The sequence below is a fragment of the Tenacibaculum sp. 190524A05c genome (assembly GCF_964036595.1).
GTDB classification, from domain to species: domain Bacteria; phylum Bacteroidota; class Bacteroidia; order Flavobacteriales; family Flavobacteriaceae; genus Polaribacter; species Polaribacter platacis.
In genome coordinates, this window is sequence record NZ_OZ038523.1 from 4,100,327 (window position 1) to 4,121,196 (window position 20,870).

A 20,870-nucleotide genomic window follows, 5' to 3' on the forward strand; every position below is an offset into this window, starting at 1 on the left:
ACACGTATTACAAACATACAGTAAAATTATCAATCTAATAAGTTTACAGGATTATTAACGTAAGGTTTTAGATCAAATTGTTATTTTTGATAGCTTTTTTAGTATTAACAGAATGATAGAGATTCATCAAGCCGGACCAATGAACTTTTTAAGAACAATACTTATTATCCTTTTAGTGTACTATACACTTAAATTTTTAGCTAGACTTTTCGCTCCTTATTTGATGAAAAAGGCAGTACAGAAAATGCAAGAGAAAGCTGAAAAACAATATGGTAAAACAACGCAAAAGAACGACGTTAAAGTAGGAGAAACCATTATTGATAAAAAACCAAATCAATCAAATCAAGGCAATAAATCAGTAGGAGAATATATTGATTTTGAAGAATTAGACTAACTATGAAGATTAATAAATTACTACCATACGTAGGAGCAGTAGTTCTGTTTCTTGTTGCATCTTTATTATACTTTAATCCAGTTTTATCTGGTAAGCAAATTAAGCAATCAGATATTGATCAATTCAAAGGGATTTCTAAAGATTTAGTAGAGTTTAGAAAGCAAAATAATGAAGAGGCATACTGGTTAGGAAATGCTTTCAGTGGTATGCCAGGATATTTGGTTAGTGCTAATTATGAAAACGACTTTTTAAAAGAAATAGATAGAGCCTTACGTTTTTTACCAAGGCCAGCCGATTATCTTTTCTTGTACTTTTTAGGTTTTTTCTTTCTATTAATAACGCTTAAGGTTAATTGGAAGCCAGCTATTCTAGGAAGTTTGGCTTTTGGTTTTTCTACCTATTTAATCATTATAATAGGAGCAGGGCATAACGCAAAAGCACATGCAATTATTTATATGCCTGTTATAACGGCTGGTGTTTTGCAAATATTTCAAAAAAGATATTTGGTAGGATTCCTTGTAACTGCATTAGGTATGGCAATGGAAATTGGAGCAGGACATATACAAATGACATATTATTTAGGTTTTTGTTTGATTATTCTTGGTATTGTTGAATTAATAGAAGCAATTAAACAAAAGAAACTTAACGATTTTATTAAACAAGTAGCCTTGATTGCACTTGCTTTTAGTATAGGTGTTGGAGTAAACGCATCTAGATTAATGGCTACCAAAGAATATGCAGAACATAGTATTAGAGGTAAATCAGAATTAACTATAGATATTGATGGTAAGCCTAAAAGAGATAAAATAGTAGGTCTTGATTATGATTACATAACTCAGTACAGTTACGGTAAGTTGGAAACAATGAATTTACTTGTGCCAAGATTTATGGGTGGAGGTACAACCGATAAAGTGAGTCATAGTTCAAATTTCTACAGAGAAATTGAAAAAATAGCAGGGAAAAAGGCTGCAAAAGAGTATTCAAAAGAAGTCTTAACATACTGGGGAGATCAACCCATTGTTGAGGCTCCTGCCTACATTGGTGTAGTAATAATTTTTCTATTTTTCTTAGGAGTATTTTTAGTAGATAGAAGACTTAAATATTGGCTTGTTTCCGCAACGATTTTTTCAATTGTTCTAAGTTGGGGTAAAAACTTCGCTTTTGTAACAAACTTCTTTATAGATTACATTCCGCTTTATGATAAATTCAGGGCAGTTTCATCAATTCAAGTCATAGCAGAGTTATGTATACCTTTATTGGCAGTATTAGGTTTAAATGAATTTTTTAAGAATAATAAAACTAAAGAAGAAAAGCTTGAGTATGTAAAGAAAGCTTTAATGATAACAGGTGGTTTAATTATTGTTGGGTTTTTCTTAGCTCATATGACTTCAAGTTTTGAAGGAATAAGAGATGATCAATATCAGCAATATCCAGCATTATTGGATGCACTAATTAGTGATCGAAAGTCTATGTTGCTAAATGATAGTATTAGATCAATTATATTAATTTTAATTGCTGCTGGTGCCCTTTATCAATTTTTAAAAGACAAGTTTAAGAAAACATTTGTTTTCGGACTTCTACTTTCGTTAGTGGTGTTTGATCTTATTTCCGTTAATATTAATTATGTTAATACTGAGAATTTTGTAAGTTCAAGATTAATAAATAAACCTTTTTCTCCTAGTAAAGCTGATGTAGAAATATTAAAAGATAAAGGAGAGTATAGAGTGGTAAATTTTTCTGGTAACTTTATGAATGAAAATAGAACTTCTTATTTTCATAACTCTGTGGGAGGTTATCATGCAGCGAAATTAAAAAGATATCAAGAGCTTATCGATTATCAAGTAGCAAAGAATAATATGGAAATATTTAATATGTTAAATACTAAGTATTTTATTCTTAGCGGAGATAAATATGAGCTGAATAAAGAAGCAAACGGAAATGTTTGGTTTGTTAATAAATTAAGATTAGTTGATTCTGCTAATGAAGAGATTATGAATTTAACGAATCTAAAAACTAAAGAAGAAGCGGTAATAAGAAAAGATAAATATAAAGGAAGTTCTGAATTTTCAGTAGATAGTTTAGCAACCATTAAATTAGTAACTAATAATTTAAATTCTTTAGAATATAAGAGTTCATCGAAACAAGATCAATTTGCTGTGTTTTCTGAAATCTATTATGGTAAAGGATGGAATGCATATATCGATGGAGAACCAGTTCCACATTATCAGGTTAATTATGTGTTAAGAGGAATGAATATTCCTGCAGGAGATCATAAAGTAGAATTTAAATTTGAGCCAACTATTGTGAAACAAGGAGCGACATTAGCAATGTACTTTTATCTTTTATTTATATTAGTTCCGATAGGTTTATATGTTCTTGAAAAAAAGAAACTTTTGAATTAATATTAAGCGAAATGTAAGTTTGAATCAATAAGAAATGATAAAAATAAAAGAGCCAACATATGTTGGCTCTTTTATTTTTTTAGATTTTTTATAAATTCTGAAGGAGTAATTTTAATATGTTTTTTAAACGCTCTTGAGAATGCATAAGAACTTTTGTATCCAACTTCTTTAGCAATACCTTCAATAGAATATTTTTGACGAGTTTTTTCGTCATTTAACATACGTATTGCGTAATCAATTTTTTTCTTGGAGTAATATTGATTAAAAGTAACATCATAATGTTTATTGAATATAAATGAGACGTATGTGACATTCGTTTTAATCATTTCTGCCATCGTATGTATTGAAAAATCTTGATTTAAATATGCGTGGTTTAATTCAACGTCTTTAATTTGAGCTAGAATTTTACGTTCTAAATCAGCTTCAATATTATAACTAGTTCTTTTAGGAAATTCTTTCTTGGTAAGCTCATTTTTCTTTGTTTTTATGTCTGAAAGTTGTCTTTTATATTGTTTCCTTCTCAAGAAGAATAAAACCAAAAGGAAAGCTAAAATGCTTGAATACGTAAGTAACGTAATCAAATTTTTATATTTTTCTTTTTCTAAAATAGAATTATTAAGTTTGGTTACTTTTTCTAGATCATTGTCATATAATATTTCATATGTTTTTTCTTTGAGTGTTTTAGCTTTGTCAAATTCTTTTATGGTAAGTTTAGAATATTTGAAAGCGCTATCTAATTTATTCTTTGCTAGATATTGAAAGGATAAAATATCGTAAATAGTAATTAATTTACTTCTTCTAAGGTTTTTGTTAAGAATCGATTTTTTTGCAGCGAGTATTGCCGAATCTGTTTTTCTTAAATTATGAAAACATAAAGCTTTGAAATATTGAGTTTCTTTTTGGTAATCGATTTTTTTAGCCAGTTTTGGGTAATTATAATGGTTAATTAATTCTAATGCTTCTAAATATTTCTTTTTAGCAATTAACACCTTAGTTTCTTTGAATTGATACATTAATTCCGAATCAGGATGCGGAGGATTAAATTTTTTTCCAGCTTCGTAAGCTCTTTTGTAGAAAAAAGATGCAGAGTCTAAATAAGCAATTTTTTGCTCCTTATTACTTAAATTAAAGTATGCTTCGCCAATCATGTTTAGCGAGCTTGTTCTTCTTTCAATAATCATTTTATTGAAGCGATAGTCTTTCTTGTGGATTTCAAACGTGTCAATTTTTCTCACAAGATTTTTAAGAATATATTTAGCGTCTACATGTAAATCAAGATCGTTTTTTATATAAGCTTTGAATAACTCAAAATTTGTCCCATAAATAAATTGATTGAAATTCTGGTCTTTTGTTGAGTTTATTATTCGAGATGCTTTAATCGCTTCTTTATAGGCGAGATTATATTTTTCTAAATTTTTATACGTCCAGAATAAACGTCCAATTAAGTTTAATTTCATTTCAACATAGCACAAGTTTTCAGGATCTTTTTTTATAAATAAATCTGCTCTTTTAATGGCGCTTTGAACAATGTTTATTACAATATCATATTTTCTTTGTCGATAAGAATAATAGGCTTCATTAGATAATCCTAATAACTGATCACAGTTATTATCTGATCTTTTCATTTTATCAGCATAGAATAATAAGCTATCCAAATTTATGTTTTTGAATTTTCTAATTTTTCGTAGTGCCTCTTTTTCTTTAAAATATTTGTTAGGAAGTACGGCTTGAGAAAAAGAAGAAGAAGAAATGATGAAAAAAAAGAATAAATATTTGATATTCAAATTACGCAATAACATCGGGATGTTTTAGGACTATTTTCTATGTGCTTTTTATAAAAAGTGTAAGATAAAACTTTTTTTAAACAAGGTGACGCTATAAGTTTGTGCTGCTAATGAAAAAAAGGACGGGAGAATTTTTTTTGAAAAAGAATTATTTAAAAAAGGAACATTAAACCAGTTCCTTTTTTTATTTATCTAAGCTCTTGATGAAGCTCGAGGGAGTAATATTTAGATGTTTTTTGAAGGCTCTTGTAAATGCAGATGCACTGTTATATCCAACTTCATTTGCTAACCCTTCAATAGAGAATTTTCTATACGCGCGATCTTTTTTTAGTAATTCAACGGCGTATTCAATTTTTTTCTTTGTGTAATATTGTTTAAATGTTTGATCGTGATGTTTGTTGAAAACAAAAGAGATATAAGTGCTATTAGTATTTAAAGATTCAGCTATTGAGTTTATTGAGAAGTCGTAATCTAAATAGTCATGAGATTTTTCAATTTCTTCAATTTTGGATAAAATCTTATTCTCAAGTTCAATTTCGATATTGTAATTAACCTTCGGTTTGTGCTGATTTATACTTGATTCTCTGATCTGAGATTCCTGACGATTAATATTTTCATTCAATTCGTTCCTTTTAGTTGAAATTTCCTTTTTGTATTTCTTACGTTTAAAAAGAAATATGGAAGAAATACAAATTAGTATTAAACTATAAAAAAGAAGAGTAGTAAGGTTTTTATTTTTTTCTTTCTTTAAAATTGAATTATTTAATTCTGTAATTTTCTCAATATCATTATCATAGAGTAACTGATACGTTTTTTGCTTATTCTCTCGTGCTAAGTTGAATTCATCTAGAGTAAGTTTCGAGTATTTATATGCACTATCCAATTGGCTTTTTTGTAAATATTGATTAGATAGAATATCGTAAATTGAAATTAATGTGCTTTGCTTTAATATTGGACTTTTTAACAATTTTTGAGAAAAATAAATTGCAGAGTCCGTTTGATTTAAATTATGAAAACAAATTGCTTTGTTCAGAGATTTATAATAATTTATGTCTTTTCCTTTACCTAGTATTTTGTAGCTATTTATTAGTTCTAAGGCTTTTTTATACTTGTTTTTTGCAATTAAGACTTCGGTTTTTCTTAACGCATACATTAACTCAGAATCAGGATGTGGTGGTGTAAATAATTTAGCACTTTCAAATGCTTTATTAAAAGAAATTTCTGCAGAATCTAAAAGTTTTAGGTCTTGAGCTTTTCTGTTTAAAGCCATATAAGTTTTTCCTAAGAGATTTAGAACATTAGCTTTTATTTTGAGTAATCTATTTCTCTTTATATTATCTAAATTACTATTAAGTTTAGCGTAAATTCTTTCTTTAATATCTAGTAAAATAAATTTTGCATCTTCAAATAAACCTAATTCTTTTTTTATTTGGGCTCGAGAAATATCAATATTAACAATAGAGTTAAAGCTGTCAAATTCATTATTATCAATTGATTTGATAAAGTTAGAAGATTTTATTAACTGTTCATAAGCAATTTGATATTTGCCAAGGTTTTTATAAGTCCAAAACAGCCTATTGTAGGCACCAATAATTAATCTAATAATGCATAAATCGTTTTGTCTTTCTTTTGTTAAGGAATAAGATTTTGTAAGTGTTTTTTCTATTAGAGGAATTACCTTCTCGTATTTCTCTAATTTATAAAAATAATATGCTTCTGCATTATCACCCAATAGTTGGTGGCATAGATCTCTAGATAATCTAGCTTTTTTAGAATAATGTAGTAAACTATCTAGATTTGTATCTCTATATTTTTCGAGTTTATTATAGATTGTTCCATTTACCTGCCCAAAACATAGGTTAGATATAAAAAACAGAAAAACAGGAAACTTTAGTTTCAACTTTAGAGGATTATTTTAGAATTATGGTTATTAGGGTGCAAAACACACTATTTTTCTCTGTGCATTTTATAAAAAGCGCAATATAAAGTTTTTTAAAGAAACTATTAAAACTTAGATTTGTTCGTAACTGAAAATACAATTGTAAGCTCAGGGAGGGAAAGCGCATTGATAAAGAACTTCTATATAAAAAAGGAACAGACTACTGTTCCTTTTTTATTTTTATGGAAAATTCCACAAAAAAACCAAATGAATGTATAGATTTGTTAATCTGAAATGTTCATTTTATGTATACCCATTTACCCTCATATAGGTACAATAAAACAATTGATTTTTTAAAAAGAGTTTTACCTCCTCCAGCTACGATTTTAGATTTAGGTATTCGTAATCCTTTCAGTGAAATTATGGAGAACGAAGGTTATAAAGTATACAATACAGAAGGGGAAGATCTCGACATAGTTCCTGAAATTGTTAAAACCTTTAAAGTTGATGCAGTTACTTCTTTTGAAATTTTTGAACATTTATTGAATCCATATTCTGTATTGAAAGAAATAAATTGTGATAAACTAGTAACAACAGTCCCTTTGAATTTATGGTTTGCCAAAGCATACAGAAGTAAAACAGATATGTGGGATAGACACTATCATGAATTTGAAGACTGGCAGTTTGATTGGTTGTTAGAAAAATCTGGTTGGGAAATTAAAGATCAAGAAAAATGGATTAGCCCTGTAAATAAAATAGGATTTAGACCAATTCTCCGAAGATTTACCCCAAGATATTACGCCATTTTTGCAGAGAAAAACAAAAAAATCTAATTCTATGGCATATATATGTATGGTTGTTGATGCTTCTTACCCTAAGGATGTGAGAGTTAGAAAAGAGGCCGAAGCATTACAAAAATCAGGTAAAAATGTTCTTGTTGTTTGTCCGAGTTATAATAATCTTAAGAATGAGAATATAAATGGTGTTGAGGTATATCGAGTAGGGAAAAATTATACCAAATACAAAAAAGGAATTTTTGATGTAATTGAGAGTGTATTTGATATTAATTTGTTCTTCTTATTTGGATTAAAGAAGGTCTTTAAAAAATACGATATTGAATTTTTACATATCCATGATTTGCCTTTAGCAGGAACGGGTTACTTTTTTAGAAAAAAAGTTAAAAAAATAATACTTGATCTGCATGAAAATTATCCAGAAGCTTTACAGGTTTGGTTTAAATGGAATAAAAATCCATTAAAACGACTAAAGAACTCAATTTTTATGAATTATAACAGTTGGGCTAAAAAAGAGAAAAAGTACTGTAAATTATACGATAATGTGATTTGCGTTGTAGAAGAAATGCAAAGAAAAATAATCTCTAATTTTGATATTAATAGCGCTAAAACACTTGTAATATCTAATCAAGAAGAAAGAAATTTTTTAGTAGATTCAGTAGATAAAGGAATTATTAATGAGAATGACTTTTCAATTACGTATATTGGTGGTATTGGTCCTCATAGAGGAATTGATACAGTTATAAAATCAATGAAAATAATTTCTAAAGAAGTTCCAAATGTTCGTTTCAATATTATTGGATCAGGAAGCAGGGCAACTATGGTATATTTGAAAGATTTAACTCGTGAATATGAAGTTGAAGACCATGTGGTTTTTATGAGTTATAAGCCTTTTAATCAAATTGGAGCAATTATGAATCAGTCTAAGATCAATATTATTCCGCATAATAAAAGTGGTCATACAGATAATACGATTCCTCACAAGTTGTTTCAAATAATGCTCAGTAAGGGTATGTTACTGGTAAGTTCGTGTGATCCGTTAAAAAGAATTGTAGAAACTTATAATTCAGGATTCGTTTTTGAGGCAGACAATGATATAGATTTAGCTTCTGTAGTTGTTGATATTTATAATAATTATGGGCAATATGAAGAAAGGATAGTTAATGGTTACAATGCTGCTATTGAAAAAGAAAATTGGGAGTTAGAAAGTTTAAAGCTAATTGAATTCTACGATACGATAAATTGAAAGTTTTAATAATTACATATTATTGGCCACCTGCTGGTGGAGCTGGAGTTCAACGATGGTTGAAATTTACAAAGTACTTGAGAGACTTTAATATTGAGCCAGTTGTTTTCACAGCAGATAATGCTCATTATCCAATTACGGATGATAGTTTGGATAAAGATATTCCAGAAAATATTGAGATTATTAAATGTCCAATTTTTGAACCTAATAATTTGCTTTCAATATTTAAGAAAAGAAAGGTGAAAAGTAGTGCAGGGTTTCTTGAAGAGAATCCATCTTTTTTATCTAAGATATTAATTTATATAAGAGCAAATTATTTTATTCCAGATGCTCGAATGTTTTGGATAAAACCTTCTGTGAAAATAATAGAGAGGTATTTAGCTAAAAATAAAATTGATGCCATCATAACAACAGGTCCGCCGCATAGTCTCCATATGATTGGTTATCGCTTAAAGAAGAAATTAGGAATCAATTGGATTGCGGATTTTAGAGATCCTTGGACAGGGATTGATTACTTCCATTTATTACCATTAACAAAATATGCCAAGAATAAACATTTTCGTTTAGAAGATCAGGTTTTTAAGAATGCCGACAAGGTTATAATGGTAAGTAAAACTTCGAAAGAAAAGTATGCTGAACAAGCAAAATCGATTGAAGTCATTACAAATGGATATGACACAGATGAAATTGAAGTTAAAGATTTAGTTTTAGATAAAAAATTCTCTATTTCTCATATTGGTTCAATGAACGCTGCTAGAAACCCTAAAATTTTATGGAAGGTTTTAGCAGAAATGTGCAATGAGAATGAAGAGTTTAAAGATGATCTTCAAATTCGACTAATAGGTAAATTGGATGAAGTAGTTATCAAAGAGGAGATAGAACCATATAACTTTAAAGATATTGATCTCATTGATTATATTCCTCATCAAGAGGCCAAAAAGTATCAGAAACAGTCTCAAATACTTTTATTAGTGGTAAATGATACGCCAAGTGCTAAAGAGATTGTTACTGGTAAGGTATTTGAATACATGCAGGCAAAAAGACCAATTATTGCAATTGGACCTGAAGATGGGGATTTAGCTGCAATATTGAAGGAAACCAATTCAGGAAGTACATTCAATTACAATAATGAAAAAGATTTAAAGAAAGAGCTTCAAAAACTCTATAACAATTATAAATTAGGAAATCTAAATGTAGATTCTTTTAACGTGGAAAAGTATCATCGAAAACAGTTAACTGAGAAGTTGTCTTCCATTATTAAAGAACTAGATAAAAAGTGAAAATTTGGGGATAATATTTAAACAGTCATTTAAGAATACCATAGTTATTTATTTAGGTTTTTTAATCGGAGGATTAAATACCATATTTTTTTATCCTGGATTTTTAGGCGATACCTTTCAAGGTATTGTTACCGTATTACTCTCTTATTCCAACTTAATTATGCCATTAATGGCTATGGGTGTACATTACACTATTATTAAGTTTTTTTCGGTATATGAAGAGAAACGTGAAAAGGATAAGTTTTTATCAATAGCATTAATATTGCCTTTATTAGTTGGAATTCCGGTTGGATTTCTTTGGAATAAAATACAAGATTTTATAGTCACTTATTTTATTACAGAGGAGAATAAAGGCATTGAAAATTACACGATTGTTATTTATATTGTTTCAATATGTTGCGCATATTTTGAAGTATTTTATGCTTGGTCTAAGGTTCACTTAAAAACTGTTGTAGGTAATTTTTTAAAGGAGTTTTACAATAGAGCAGTAGTAATGATATTGCTACTTTCTGTTTCTTTTGGGTTTATCACTAAATCAGACTTTATTTTTAGCCTTACAGGATTTTATATTCTTAGAACTCTAATAATGATGTTTTATGCCTTTAAGGTATATTTTCCGAAGTTTTCTTTAAAGCCACCTAAGAATTACAAGCAAATTTTATCTTATTCATTATTTATCATTTTTGCTGGTAGTGCAGGAGCATTAATTTTAGATATTGATAAGGTAATGGTTACGGGAAAAGAAGCTTTTAGTGCTGCGGCGTATTACACAGTGGCAGTTTTTATTGGGTCTTTTATTGAAGCTCCAAGTAGAGCATTAACTCAAATATTACAGCCGTTAACTTCAAAGTCATTAAATGAAAATGATCATATCGAGGTAAATAATCTATATAAGAAGAGTTCTATCAATTTATTAGTTGTAGGAGGATTGTTCTTCTTGCTAATTAATTGTAATATAACTGAGTTGTTTAGGCTAATGCCAAAAGGTTATGAACAGGGAGTGGTAGCGGTTCTATTTATTTCTATTGCTAAAATGTATAATATGTTTCTAGGGAATAACGGACCAATTATAGCAAATTCAAGGTTCTATAAATTCACATTTCCTATAGGTATTGGTACAGCGTTAACCGTATATTTTTTAAACGTTTTATTTTATAAGAAAATAGACATGAGTACCGATGGATTAGCACTCGCAACGTTAATTACGGTTTTTATATTCAATACAATAAAACTCTTATTTGTTTACAAAAAACTTAATATGAGTCCAATTACAAAGCAAACAGCGATAGCACTTTGTTTAGTAATACTTATGTTTTTTAGTTTTTATTTTTGGAATTTTAGTATTCCTGAATTTAAGATTTTTAACTTACCTGGAGATCCAATAGTCAATATAATTCTTAAAAGTATTATGATTATTGCAATCTATGGATACATAGTTGTTAAACTAAAAGTATCTGTTCAAATCAATAATTTAATAAGCAAACTGAAAAAATAAAAAGACTTGAAATATGAGGGGTAAACAAGTCTTTTTAAGGGGAAACGAAATAGGGATATTTCACTCACAAATGTAGTGCATATCCTTAGTTAAATTTATAAACATAGGTTTACAAATACTATTCTGAATACATTTTTTTTCGAATTCTGCTTAACTGAACAGGTGTTATGTTCAAATAACTTGCTATTTGATATTGAGGAATTAGATTTTCTATTTGTGGAATTCGTTCTTTTAAAATCTTATAACGATCCGTGGCGTCAAATAAAGAAAGCCTATCCAATCTTTTTAAAATTTGTAATAAAAGTGTTTGATTAATTTTGTTGTACAGTAAGGATATCTCATGATTAGAGGCATTCAATTGTACAAAATCATTAAAATCACCTTCTAGTAAGGTACAATTTGTTAAGCATTTGTAGTAATCCTCTGGTGTTTTACTGTCTAAATCGATGTGTGCTAAATCAAGATCTTCGATTAAGTAAAATAGATCTGTAAATGCGTAATTTTCAATGTGAATAGTTCTAATGTATTCTCTATCATTTTTTGAATTCTTAGAAAAACTCGCAACGATACCTTCTACGATAATATAAAATTTAGATGTCCCTTTGTTTATAAGTACTTCCCCCGTCTTATATTTTTTAGCACGTACGATTTTTGAAAACAATTCGATAGCTTCATCAGAAATATTGCTCATATAAAAGCGAGAAAACTCACTAATTAAAGCAGATTCTAACATAGGTTAAAGCTTTAAAGTTGCTAATTATAATATTTTTACACTCTCCAAATAAGATATCGCATTCGGACCTTCCATAAATAAAAGATCTAAAATTGATAAATTAGAAATAAACCCAAACTTGTCATCAAACATTTGGGTGTAATTGTTCATTTCTATTGATATACTACCATTTTTAGCAACTGAAAAATCCCTATAATCGTTTACTATTGGTGATAATTCGTATTCCTCTGTTCTAGAAAAACCTTGATTAATTTGCAATGCATCTGTAACAAATAAATACGTATCAATATTTAAGTCTACTAAATATACGTATTTTTTATTAAATATTTTTTGAATATCATCCTCGAAAAACTCGAAGAAAGGAGATGATTGGTATGCAGATTTTAAAGATTTAAAGTGCTGATCCTGCCAAGGAAAGTCATTTTCTACTAAAGTGTCTTTAGTTTTTTTTCTGCCTTCCGTTTTGATATGCTTAACAGGTATATTTAATGATAACTTACCGTTTGCTCCGTATATATAGCATCTATTTCTGTAGGTCTGTTTTTGAAAATTATCTTGAAGTTCAAAAACTACATTATCAGATTTTGTTATAAATGCGTATTGACTAATAGGCGAGAAATATGTTGGTATAAATAATCCCAAGAATTAAGCTTTTTTCTTTTTTGGTTTAAATACAAAGAACAATACTAATCCAGCACATAAAATTCCTACCCAGAAGTATGATTTAGATTCTCCATTGGTAACTGTAGTGAACATCCTTTCCCAACGAATTCTTCCTGTTTCGTTATCACGACTAAACCAAACCATTACAGGTTTTCCAATTACATGATCAAAAGGAACATAACCCCATCTTCTCGCATCTAACGAGTTTTGACGATTGTCTCCCATCATCCAATAATAATCTTGCTTAAAAGTATAGCTATCGGCTTTTTTACCATTAATGTAGATATCATCTCCAAAAATGGCTAAATCATTTCTTTCATACTCGCTTATAATTCTTTTGTAGAACGGAATAGATTCTTTTGTTATGGCAACTGTCGCTCCTGCTTTTGGAATATATATAGGTCCGAAATTATCTCCATTCCATCTATATAAAGGGTTTTGAGGAAATAAATCAGGATCGTATTTATCCTTTGAATCAAGCTTTTTAGTAACACTCTTTACTAATGGGTTTTTAGCAATTGTAGCTGCTTCTTCATCAGTTAGGTTCAATAAATATTTTCCATCTCTGGTAGTATAAGCTTCGTTAAATCTTACGTTATACCTTCTTAAGGCTGCATCGCTAAACTTTTGACCTTCTGTATCAACAATATGATACCATTGTGGTTTTGCGCTTTTAGGTAAAATAGATCGTTTACCATTTATAAAAATATAACCATCTCTGATTTCTAAACTATCACCAGCAACAGCTACACAACGCTTAACTAAGTTTAGTTTTTTGTCAATTGGTTTATAATAAGTTCTGTCTGGTTTTAGCTTATTCATGTCACGCAAAGTATCTGCAGGCTGACCGAATACTACAATGTCATTTCTTTTAATTGATGTAAGACCAGGAAGCCTCATATAAGGCAATTGAAACTTATTTGCGAATGATGTGTTTCTTTCTTCATAATTATCGCTAAAAACGTATGATTTTGATTTAACTAATGGAATTGTATCATGAATCATAGGAAGTGCGATAGTCGACATCGGTACACGCGCACCATAATGGAATTTACTTACGAATAAATAGTCTCCAATTAATAATGTTTTTTCTAAAGATGAAGAAGGAATTACATATGGACGAATAAAATAATTATGAACAATAGTTGCTGCAATCACAGCAAAAGCAATTGAACTAACCCATTCTCCAACACCTTTTGGAGCTTCTAAACTTCTATCTTTTCTATATTCTGCTTCAGTGAAATAGTTAATGTAGAGAATGTAAAACCCTAAAGTAAAAATGACAAGGAAAGTGTCTTTTGTACTCGTAAAACCAAAACTTCTACAAGTTTCTATCCAAAATACAGGAAACATAATAAGGTTTACAATTGGAATGAATAATAAAATTACCCACCATTTTGGTCTTTTTATAATTCCTAATAGTACAATTGCATTGTAAATTGGTATAGCAGCTTCCCAAGCTTGTCTACCTGCTTTTTGATATAATTTCCAAGTTCCAATAAAATGAATTAATTGGACTGCTAAGAATAAGATAAACCAACCTGTAAATGACATAATTTGTAGTTTTGTTTTATAAAATCGATAAGACGCGCAATGGTCTTATTTGTTATCAATATTTGTTTCTTTTAACCTATGTTTAACACATCACGCATAGAGTAAATACCTTCTTTTCCAATTAACCATTCTGCGGCTACGACAGCTCCTAAGGCAAAACCTTTACGGTTGTGCGCGGTATGTTTGATTTCTATTGAATCTACTTCAGAGTTATAGTTAATAGTGTGAGTGCCTGGTACATCAGGAATTCTAACAGCTGTTATTGGAATAAGTTCATTGGTTGAATCACCGTCTAATTCCCATTTTTTCTTATCAGAATTATTAATAATTCCTTCGGCTAAAGTAATTGCTGTACCACTAGGTGCGTCTAACTTTTTGGTATGGTGAATTTCCTCAATGTCTAAATTATATTGTTTTTGAGGATTCATCATCGCAGCTAACTTTTCATTCAGAGCAAAAAAGATATTTACTCCTAAACTGAAATTTGAAGCGTAGATAAATCCACCTTTTTTCTCTTTACATAGCTCAACAGCATCATTGTATTTATCTAACCAACCTGTTGTTCCAGAAACAACTGGAACATTGTTTTCGATACATGTAGAAATATTATTATATGCAGATGTAGGAACACTAAAATCAATAGCTACATCGGCCTTTGTAATATCATAAGCTTCTTCGCCATTAGATGTAATAACAATCTCATGACCTCTTTCTAGGGCAATTTTTTCAATTTCTTTACCCATTCTACCATAACCTAATAAGGCTAGTTTCATAATTAAAAGGAATATTTTAGGGTTAAACCTAGTTTGTGAGTACTTTCTTCATTGTAGTTGATATTCGGCATTGCTGAAGGTGTAAGCGTTAAACTATCGGTGTCATCAAACTGAATTAAATGAGCTGTAACACTAGCTTCAACTATTTGCAGAACGTAAATAAGTACTGTGGTTAATAACGAAAGATCTCTATTTTGACGTAATTGCCTTTGTGCACTTTCTAATCCCGCATCAGAGATTAGAGGAAGTCCATTTTCGTCAGAGAATTCATCAGGTAATCCAGCTTTTCTTTGTCTAAAAGCAGTTCTAAATCGCTGATATTCGTTGTTATTATCAATGTAAAAATAAATACTGGCTGCCATTCCTCCATAAATTAAAGGAAGTTGCCACCAGTATCTGTTATTGTATATTTGACCCGCACCTGGAAAAATAGCAGAATAGAACGCTGCTCTAGATGGATTTAAAGGATCGTATTTTGGTTGTTGTATCTGAGTATACTGTATTGACCTTGTTTTAACGTTAGTCGAATCTTTTTGTTGAGCAAAAAGAGTAACATTAAAAAAAAGAACAGTAATAAATATGTGAACGACGTATTTCAAATTACTTCAATAATTTTTTTATACGGTTAAAATCTTCAATAGAATCAAAAGGAATAGAAATTTTACCTTTCCCTTTATTATTTACAGAAACATCAATTTTTGCACTAAAGAAGTCACTGAAATTCTTTAATCCAGTAGAAATTTCTTTAGGTAAGGCGTTTTTCTTTGATTCTTGTTTCTTTTCAACACCAGATTTTAAAACTCTTACTAAATCTTCTGTTTGTCTTACAGATAGTTTATCACGTAAAATCTTTTCGTAAATATCTATCTGATCTTTTTCACTTTCAATATTAATTAAAGCTCTACCATGTCCCATAGATATAAAACCATCTCTCATTCCTGTTTGAATGATTGGGTCAAGCTTTAATAATCTTAAATAATTTGTAACTGTTGATCTTTTTTTACCAACTCTTATACTCAATTGTTCTTGAGTTAATTTAATCTCGTCAATTAATCTTTGATATGATAAAGCTACTTCAATTGGATCAAGATTTTTTCGTTGAATATTTTCAACTAATGCCATTTCTAGCATTTCTTGATCATTAGCTATACGAATGTATGCAGGTATAGTTGTATTTCCAATTAGTTTAGAAGCTCTAAAACGTCTTTCTCCAGATACTAATTGAAATTTATCTTCAGCTAATTTTCTAACAGTAATAGGTTGAATTACACCTAATTCTCTAATAGATCCTGCTAGCTCATTTAAAGCCTCTTCATCGAAGTATGTTCTTGGTTGGAAAGGGTTTACTTCAATTAATTTTAAATCAATTTCAATAATACTTCCAACAACTTTATCAGCATTTTCATCTGATGCTGAGTTTACTTCTGCAGTTTCTTTTAACAAAGCAGATAATCCTCTTCCTAAAGCTTGCTTCCTTGTTGCCTTTGCCATGTTTTAATTCTTATTAATAATTTCGTTCGCTAAGTTAATATAATTAACCGCACCTTTACTTGTAGCATCATATGAAATAATACTTTCTCCATAACTCGGAGCTTCACTTAAACGGATGTTTCTGTGTACAACAGTTTCAAAAACCATAGAACTGAAATGCTTACGAACTTCATCTACAACTTGGTTTGATAATCGTAAACGAGCATCATACATTGTAAGTAATAAACCTTCAATTTCTAACTCCTTGTTATGTATTTTTTGAACACTTTTGATCGTGTTTAGTAATTTTCCTAGACCTTCTAGTGCAAAATATTCACATTGAATAGGAATGATTACAGAGTTTGAAGCAACCAGTGAGTTTAAAGTAATTAAACCTAAAGATGGTGCACAATCAATTAAAATATAATCGTAATCATCTGCTAATTCTGCCAATGCTTTTTTAAGCATGTATTCACGCTCAATTTTATCAACTAGTTCAATTTCAATGGCTACCAAATCAATATGAGCAGGGATTAAATCTACATTAGGAGAATCTGTTTTTATTACAGTGTCCTTAGCGCTAGCAGTATGTTCTAAAACTTGGTAAGTTCCAAGCTCTACACTTTCAACATCAATACCTAATCCAGAAGTGGCGTTGGCCTGTGGATCGGCATCAATTAATAATACTTTTTTCTCTAGAACACCTAAGGCCGCTGCTAAGTTTACTGATGTAGTAGTTTTACCAACTCCTCCCTTTTGATTTGCAATTGCAATGATTTTGCCCATACTCATAAATGTATTTACAGAACGTAAAAATACAATTATTTATGACTTATTAAAGTTTAAAATATTAACAAAAAAAGTTAAAACCCTAACAAGTTTTGTTACCTGTTTTTTTCTGAGTGTTTTTCCCTGTTATAAACTAGGACTTATCATGTCAAACTTATTTTGAAGTGCTCTTATGTTTGCAGTGTTGTTTTGAAAAATAGTAAACAACATAGGATTGATCAACCTGAATTATCGCGGAAACCGAAAAGCGTAAGAGTAGGTAAATTTTAAAAACTATTTAATTAAAAACTATCATGAAAAAAATTTTAATGCTAATTATAATAGCTGCAATAGCTGTTAGTTGTAAAGATGAAGAAATTATAAAAGAGTCACCCCAAGAAACTATTGAAACCGAACAAAGAAAAGAAGGTAAAGCAATGCTTCATTTTGATAGAGTAGAGGAGTTGCAATCTTTTATTAAAGAAAGAGTTTCGTCTGATATTGATTATTTGGATGAAGCAAGAAATTTTTCTGAAAGAGGTTTATATAATCCTTTGTTATTGGTTTATAATTTAGATGCTAGAGAGGCCGAGAAAAAAGGAATTGAAGAAAAATCTATTCCGACTGTTGCTTCAGATGATGATATGTTATTGTTACTTTTAAATGAAGATGGAGAAATTGGAATTGAGGACAAGATTTTTAGAATCGATGGAGATTTCGTTTATACATATACTGCATCAGGAGGATCTGGAGATATTAATAATTTTACTGAGCAATATAATGCGGGTAAAATTCAAATGAAACGAGGAGGAACTTTAGAGTTTAGTAAAAACTTAACTGTGTATATGCATGATAATGTAAAGTCTTCAGAGGAAGAGAACTTTGTAGGTAGATCTCAAACAAATTACCAATACTTTAGTAATAACTATAGAATGAGAGCGCGTCAGTTCGATGGATATTGGGTGTTTTATAGTTCAATAGGGTCAAACACTAAAGTAGAGGAGCGTAAAAAGTTCTTATGGTGGTCTTGGTGGAAAACTGCTAAAACTGATAATAGATTAGAATATGAGTTGTCTTATGAAGTAAGATCAACTCCAGGATTTCCTCCTGTAAATTTTGTTACAACTGCATCTGGATTTAGATATTGCAATTGTAATACTGCTCAAAGAACGTATTCATGGTCAGTTGGAGTGCCATGGGCTCCAGAGAGGTATATTCCGTTAGAAGGAGAATCTAGACATTGGGCACACTGGTATACAACAAACCCAAATACTGTTTCTGTAACTTTACAGTACTAAGTGAGAAATAGAATAAATAAAGTGTAAAAGAAAAGTCCTGAGTTAAACTCAGGACTTTTTGTTTATTAAGATGTTGAAAGGAAAGATTATCCGTTTAACATTACTGGCATAACTAACATTGTAATGTGTTCACCATCTTCAGTTCCATCAATTGGAGTTAAAATTCCTGCTCTATTTGGTAAACTCATTTCTAATTGAACATCGTTTGCGTTTAAGTTGTTCAACATTTCACTTAAGAAACGTGAGTTAAATCCAATTTGCATATCATCACCTTGGTAATCACAACTCAATCGCTCATCTGCTTTGTTCGCGTAATCTAAATCTTCTGCAGAAATATTTAATTCTGTTCCTGCCATTTTTAATCTGATTTGATGCGTTGTTTTACTAGAGAAAATAGAAACACGACGCACAGAGTTTAAAAATGAAGATCTGTCTACAGTCAATTTATTTGGATTTTCTTTTGGAATTACCGCTTCGTAATTCGGGTATTTTCCATCAATTAATCGACAGACTAAAACTACATTGTCGAATGTAAATTTAGCATTGGTGTCATTGTACTCAACTAAAACATTATCATCAGCTCCACCTAAAATCCCTTTTAATAAGTTTAAAGGTTTTTTTGGCATAATGAATTCTGCAGATTTATCTGCAGATACATCTGTCCTAGTGTATTTTACTAATTTGTGAGCATCAGTTGCTACAAATGTTAATTCTTTTGAGTTAAATTGAAAAAACACCCCGCTCATTACAGGTCTTAAATCGTCATTTCCTGCTGCGAAAATTGTTTTAGAAATAGCTGTTGCTAAAACATGTGCAGGAATTTCAGTACTTGTTGGTGAAGGTAATTCAATAGCTTTTGGAAATTCCTCTCCACTGTAAAAAGCCATATCGTACTTTCCTTGTTCTGAACTTATTTCGATTGTGTTTTCTCCTTGTGTTTTGAATGTTAAAGGTTGATCAGGAAAAGTCTTTAACGTGTCTAATAAAAGACGAGCATTAATAGCTATCGATCCAGAATCGGTACTTTCAACATTAATAACTGCGCTCATTGTAGTTTCTAGATCAGAAGATGATGCAGTTAGTTTGTTTTCAGATAATTCGAATAAAAAATTATCTAAAATTGGCAATGTATTATTACTATTAATAACCCCACCTAAAACTTGTAATTGTTTTAATAAATGTGAGCTAGATACAATAAATTTCATTATTTCTTAGTAAAGTAGTTTGATGTACAAAGATATTCTATTCAATTAATTTTTAAAATTAATTTATCAACACTTTTAATTTTATTGTTGATTAGTTAAATAAATAGTTGATTTGAATACCTCCATATAGATTTCCGTTCGGCACATTTTCGCTTTCCAACTTTTTGGTGTGATGAACAATCATGTATTTAAAGTTAAATCGATTTGAGGTAAACCAAAATCCGAATTCTGTTGTCACTACAAGTGGTCTTAATTCATATGTAACAGGGTTGTTTTCAGTAAGAAAACTTCCTTGTATGGTTGCATCGTATATGGCTAGTCGCACCGTTGGATTAATATAGAAAAATGCTTCTACCTCATTATTAAATTCAGAGTCTTTATGGTTTAAATTACTATTAAAGGCTACAGTGTTTGCAGTTTTTTGGAGTAATTTAGTTCCGATTCGACTAAAAATTCCCGTAGAAATATCTGTAAAAACAGTACCTATATTTCCCATGCTCTTCCAGTTTAAATCAAAATATCGACTTTTGTTATATAGTGATTGAGTGTATTCTGCTTTAAAATTTAGAGCAAAAGCATCTTTAATTTGGTATTTCCATCCATCAGCAGGATTGAAACCATATATACTATGGACAAAATTCATGGATTGTTCGCCGTAAGCTGAAGGTCCTAAAATTCCGATTTCTCCTGATAGTCCAAAATATGAATCATTCTTGTAAAACTTTTTAAATCCAACTCCTCCATATAAATATCCTGCAAAAGGCCTGTCGTGTTCTACAATACTTCTCACATTTGCTCTAAATGGAGAATATAGTTTTTGTCCTAATTCAAATGAGTATATTTTCTTTATTTGATTCTCTTTTAATAAACTGCTAGAATAGCTGTATGTAAGAAAAACACCATTCGTGTAATATCTATCTTGAGTAGTAGAAATGTATAAGTCGTTGTCGTTTGTAATGCTAAAAGCACTCTTATATTTTACTTGTGAATAGCTTGTTAGGGCATAAGTTGCAAGTAAAATGCCTAAAATATTTTTTTTCATTGAAAATATGTTCCGCACTAAAGGTAATGAAATAATGAAAAATTGCTCATATTCTAGGTAAGAATTTATACATTAGTAGATCATTATAAG

At 29.8% G+C, this 20,870-nt stretch carries 18 protein-coding genes; 7 read left to right on the forward strand and 11 right to left on the reverse strand.

Annotated elements, in window-relative coordinates; genetic code table 11:
- Positions 1-112 precede the first annotated feature (112 nt).
- Both ABNT61_RS18460 and ABNT61_RS18465 read left to right on the forward strand, forming a co-directional pair.
- Complete coding sequence (locus ABNT61_RS18460) at positions 113-394, forward strand: DUF4834 family protein (RefSeq protein WP_348713653.1); 282 nt, start codon at positions 113-115, stop codon at positions 392-394.
- 2 nt (positions 395-396) lie between these two features.
- Entirely contained in the window at positions 397-2,796 is a 2,400-nt protein-coding gene (locus ABNT61_RS18465; protein WP_348744319.1) for a YfhO family protein, read from the forward strand.
- 71 nt (positions 2,797-2,867) lie between these two features.
- Here the strand turns inward: ABNT61_RS18465 and ABNT61_RS18470 are convergent, their stop codons facing one another.
- Together ABNT61_RS18470 and ABNT61_RS18475 are read right to left on the reverse strand one after the other, a co-directional pair.
- A complete protein-coding gene (locus ABNT61_RS18470; RefSeq protein WP_348744320.1) occupies positions 2,868-4,595 on the reverse strand; it encodes an AraC family transcriptional regulator in 1,728 nt (575 codons plus the stop codon).
- 169 nt (positions 4,596-4,764) lie between these two features.
- Entirely contained in the window at positions 4,765-6,480 is a 1,716-nt protein-coding gene (locus ABNT61_RS18475) for an AraC family transcriptional regulator (RefSeq protein WP_348744321.1), read from the reverse strand.
- A gap of 284 nt (positions 6,481-6,764) precedes the next feature.
- Here ABNT61_RS18475 and ABNT61_RS18480 point away from each other — a divergent pair, with 284 nt between their 5' ends.
- Genes ABNT61_RS18480 through ABNT61_RS18495 form a run of 4 tightly spaced genes read left to right on the forward strand, consistent with a single transcriptional unit; the run spans position 6,765 to position 11,274 of the window.
- Positions 6,765-7,292 (forward strand): methyltransferase, encoded by a 528-nt coding sequence (locus ABNT61_RS18480; RefSeq protein ID WP_348744322.1) that lies wholly within the window; start codon positions 6,765-6,767, stop codon positions 7,290-7,292.
- Between the two features lie 4 nt (positions 7,293-7,296).
- Positions 7,297-8,499, forward strand: coding sequence for a glycosyltransferase (locus ABNT61_RS18485; RefSeq protein ID WP_348744323.1), 1,203 nt, complete (start codon positions 7,297-7,299; stop codon positions 8,497-8,499).
- On the forward strand, positions 8,496-9,779 hold the full coding sequence (locus tag ABNT61_RS18490) for a glycosyltransferase family 4 protein (protein WP_348744324.1): 1,284 nt from the start codon (positions 8,496-8,498) through the stop codon (positions 9,777-9,779). The genes ABNT61_RS18485 and ABNT61_RS18490 overlap by 4 nt, the downstream gene beginning before the upstream one ends.
- Positions 9,780-9,783: 4 nt before the next feature.
- Positions 9,784-11,274 carry a lipopolysaccharide biosynthesis protein gene (locus ABNT61_RS18495; protein ID WP_348744325.1) on the forward strand — a complete coding sequence of 497 codons (1,491 nt, stop codon included), beginning with the start codon at positions 9,784-9,786 and terminating at the stop codon, positions 11,272-11,274.
- 118 nt (positions 11,275-11,392) lie between these two features.
- On the opposite strand, the gene ABNT61_RS18500 is transcribed toward ABNT61_RS18495, so the two are convergent.
- The 7 genes from ABNT61_RS18500 to ABNT61_RS18530 form a co-directional block, all read right to left on the reverse strand.
- The gene (locus ABNT61_RS18500) at positions 11,393-12,007 is read right to left on the reverse strand and encodes a Crp/Fnr family transcriptional regulator (protein WP_348713659.1); all 615 of its coding nucleotides are present in this window, start codon (positions 12,005-12,007) and stop codon (positions 11,393-11,395) included.
- 24 nt (positions 12,008-12,031) lie between these two features.
- Positions 12,032-12,649 (reverse strand): WbqC family protein, encoded by a 618-nt coding sequence (locus tag ABNT61_RS18505; protein ID WP_348721873.1) that lies wholly within the window; start codon positions 12,647-12,649, stop codon positions 12,032-12,034.
- A 3-nt stretch (positions 12,650-12,652) separates the two neighbouring features.
- Positions 12,653-14,224 carry a signal peptidase I gene (lepB, locus tag ABNT61_RS18510; RefSeq protein WP_348744326.1) on the reverse strand — a complete coding sequence of 524 codons (1,572 nt, stop codon included), beginning with the start codon at positions 14,222-14,224 and terminating at the stop codon, positions 12,653-12,655.
- A 71-nt stretch (positions 14,225-14,295) separates the two neighbouring features.
- Positions 14,296-14,997 (reverse strand): 4-hydroxy-tetrahydrodipicolinate reductase, encoded by a 702-nt coding sequence (dapB, locus tag ABNT61_RS18515; RefSeq protein ID WP_348744327.1) that lies wholly within the window; start codon positions 14,995-14,997, stop codon positions 14,296-14,298.
- Between the two features lie 2 nt (positions 14,998-14,999).
- Positions 15,000-15,596 (reverse strand): DUF5683 domain-containing protein, encoded by a 597-nt coding sequence (locus ABNT61_RS18520; protein WP_348744328.1) that lies wholly within the window; start codon positions 15,594-15,596, stop codon positions 15,000-15,002.
- 1 nt (position 15,597) lies between these two features.
- On the reverse strand, positions 15,598-16,488 hold the full coding sequence (locus ABNT61_RS18525; protein ID WP_348744329.1) for a ParB/RepB/Spo0J family partition protein: 891 nt from the start codon (positions 16,486-16,488) through the stop codon (positions 15,598-15,600).
- A gap of 3 nt (positions 16,489-16,491) precedes the next feature.
- Positions 16,492-17,253: an AAA family ATPase gene (locus ABNT61_RS18530; RefSeq protein ID WP_348713665.1), complete on the reverse strand. Its 762-nt coding sequence runs from the start codon at positions 17,251-17,253 to the stop codon at positions 16,492-16,494.
- Between the two features lie 296 nt (positions 17,254-17,549).
- Between ABNT61_RS18530 and ABNT61_RS18535 the strand changes: the two genes are divergently transcribed.
- Positions 17,550-18,533: a Vmc-like lipoprotein signal peptide domain-containing protein gene (locus ABNT61_RS18535; RefSeq protein WP_348744330.1), complete on the forward strand. Its 984-nt coding sequence runs from the start codon at positions 17,550-17,552 to the stop codon at positions 18,531-18,533.
- An 86-nt stretch (positions 18,534-18,619) separates the two neighbouring features.
- Here ABNT61_RS18535 and dnaN read toward each other — a convergent pair whose 3' ends face one another.
- Both dnaN and ABNT61_RS18545 read right to left on the reverse strand, forming a co-directional pair.
- Positions 18,620-19,738 (reverse strand): DNA polymerase III subunit beta, encoded by a 1,119-nt coding sequence (dnaN, locus tag ABNT61_RS18540; protein WP_348713667.1) that lies wholly within the window; start codon positions 19,736-19,738, stop codon positions 18,620-18,622.
- 91 nt (positions 19,739-19,829) lie between these two features.
- Positions 19,830-20,780, reverse strand: a complete 951-nt coding sequence (locus ABNT61_RS18545; protein ID WP_348744331.1) for a lipid A deacylase LpxR family protein — start codon at positions 20,778-20,780, stop codon at positions 19,830-19,832.
- Positions 20,781-20,870 lie beyond the last annotated feature (90 nt).

Excerpts from the sequence above, each read along its gene's own strand:
- ABNT61_RS18460 (WP_348713653.1), top strand. The coding sequence starts at position 113 with ATGATAGAGATTCATCAAGCCGGACCAATGAACTTTTTAAGAACAATA.
- ABNT61_RS18465 (WP_348744319.1), top strand. The coding sequence starts at position 397 with ATGAAGATTAATAAATTACTACCATACGTAGGAGCAGTAGTTCTGTTT.
- ABNT61_RS18470 (WP_348744320.1), bottom strand. The coding sequence starts at position 4,595 with ATGTTATTGCGTAATTTGAATATCAAATATTTATTCTTTTTTTTCATC.
- ABNT61_RS18480 (WP_348744322.1), top strand. The coding sequence starts at position 6,765 with ATGTATACCCATTTACCCTCATATAGGTACAATAAAACAATTGATTTT.
- ABNT61_RS18485 (WP_348744323.1), top strand. The coding sequence starts at position 7,297 with ATGGCATATATATGTATGGTTGTTGATGCTTCTTACCCTAAGGATGTG.
- ABNT61_RS18500 (WP_348713659.1), bottom strand. The coding sequence starts at position 12,007 with ATGTTAGAATCTGCTTTAATTAGTGAGTTTTCTCGCTTTTATATGAGC.
- lepB (WP_348744326.1), bottom strand. The coding sequence starts at position 14,224 with ATGTCATTTACAGGTTGGTTTATCTTATTCTTAGCAGTCCAATTAATT.
- dapB (WP_348744327.1), bottom strand. The coding sequence starts at position 14,997 with ATGAAACTAGCCTTATTAGGTTATGGTAGAATGGGTAAAGAAATTGAA.
- ABNT61_RS18525 (WP_348744329.1), bottom strand. The coding sequence starts at position 16,488 with ATGGCAAAGGCAACAAGGAAGCAAGCTTTAGGAAGAGGATTATCTGCT.
- ABNT61_RS18530 (WP_348713665.1), bottom strand. The coding sequence starts at position 17,253 with ATGGGCAAAATCATTGCAATTGCAAATCAAAAGGGAGGAGTTGGTAAA.
- ABNT61_RS18535 (WP_348744330.1), top strand. The coding sequence starts at position 17,550 with ATGAAAAAAATTTTAATGCTAATTATAATAGCTGCAATAGCTGTTAGT.
- dnaN (WP_348713667.1), bottom strand. The coding sequence starts at position 19,738 with ATGAAATTTATTGTATCTAGCTCACATTTATTAAAACAATTACAAGTT.
- ABNT61_RS18545 (WP_348744331.1), bottom strand. The coding sequence starts at position 20,780 with ATGAAAAAAAATATTTTAGGCATTTTACTTGCAACTTATGCCCTAACA.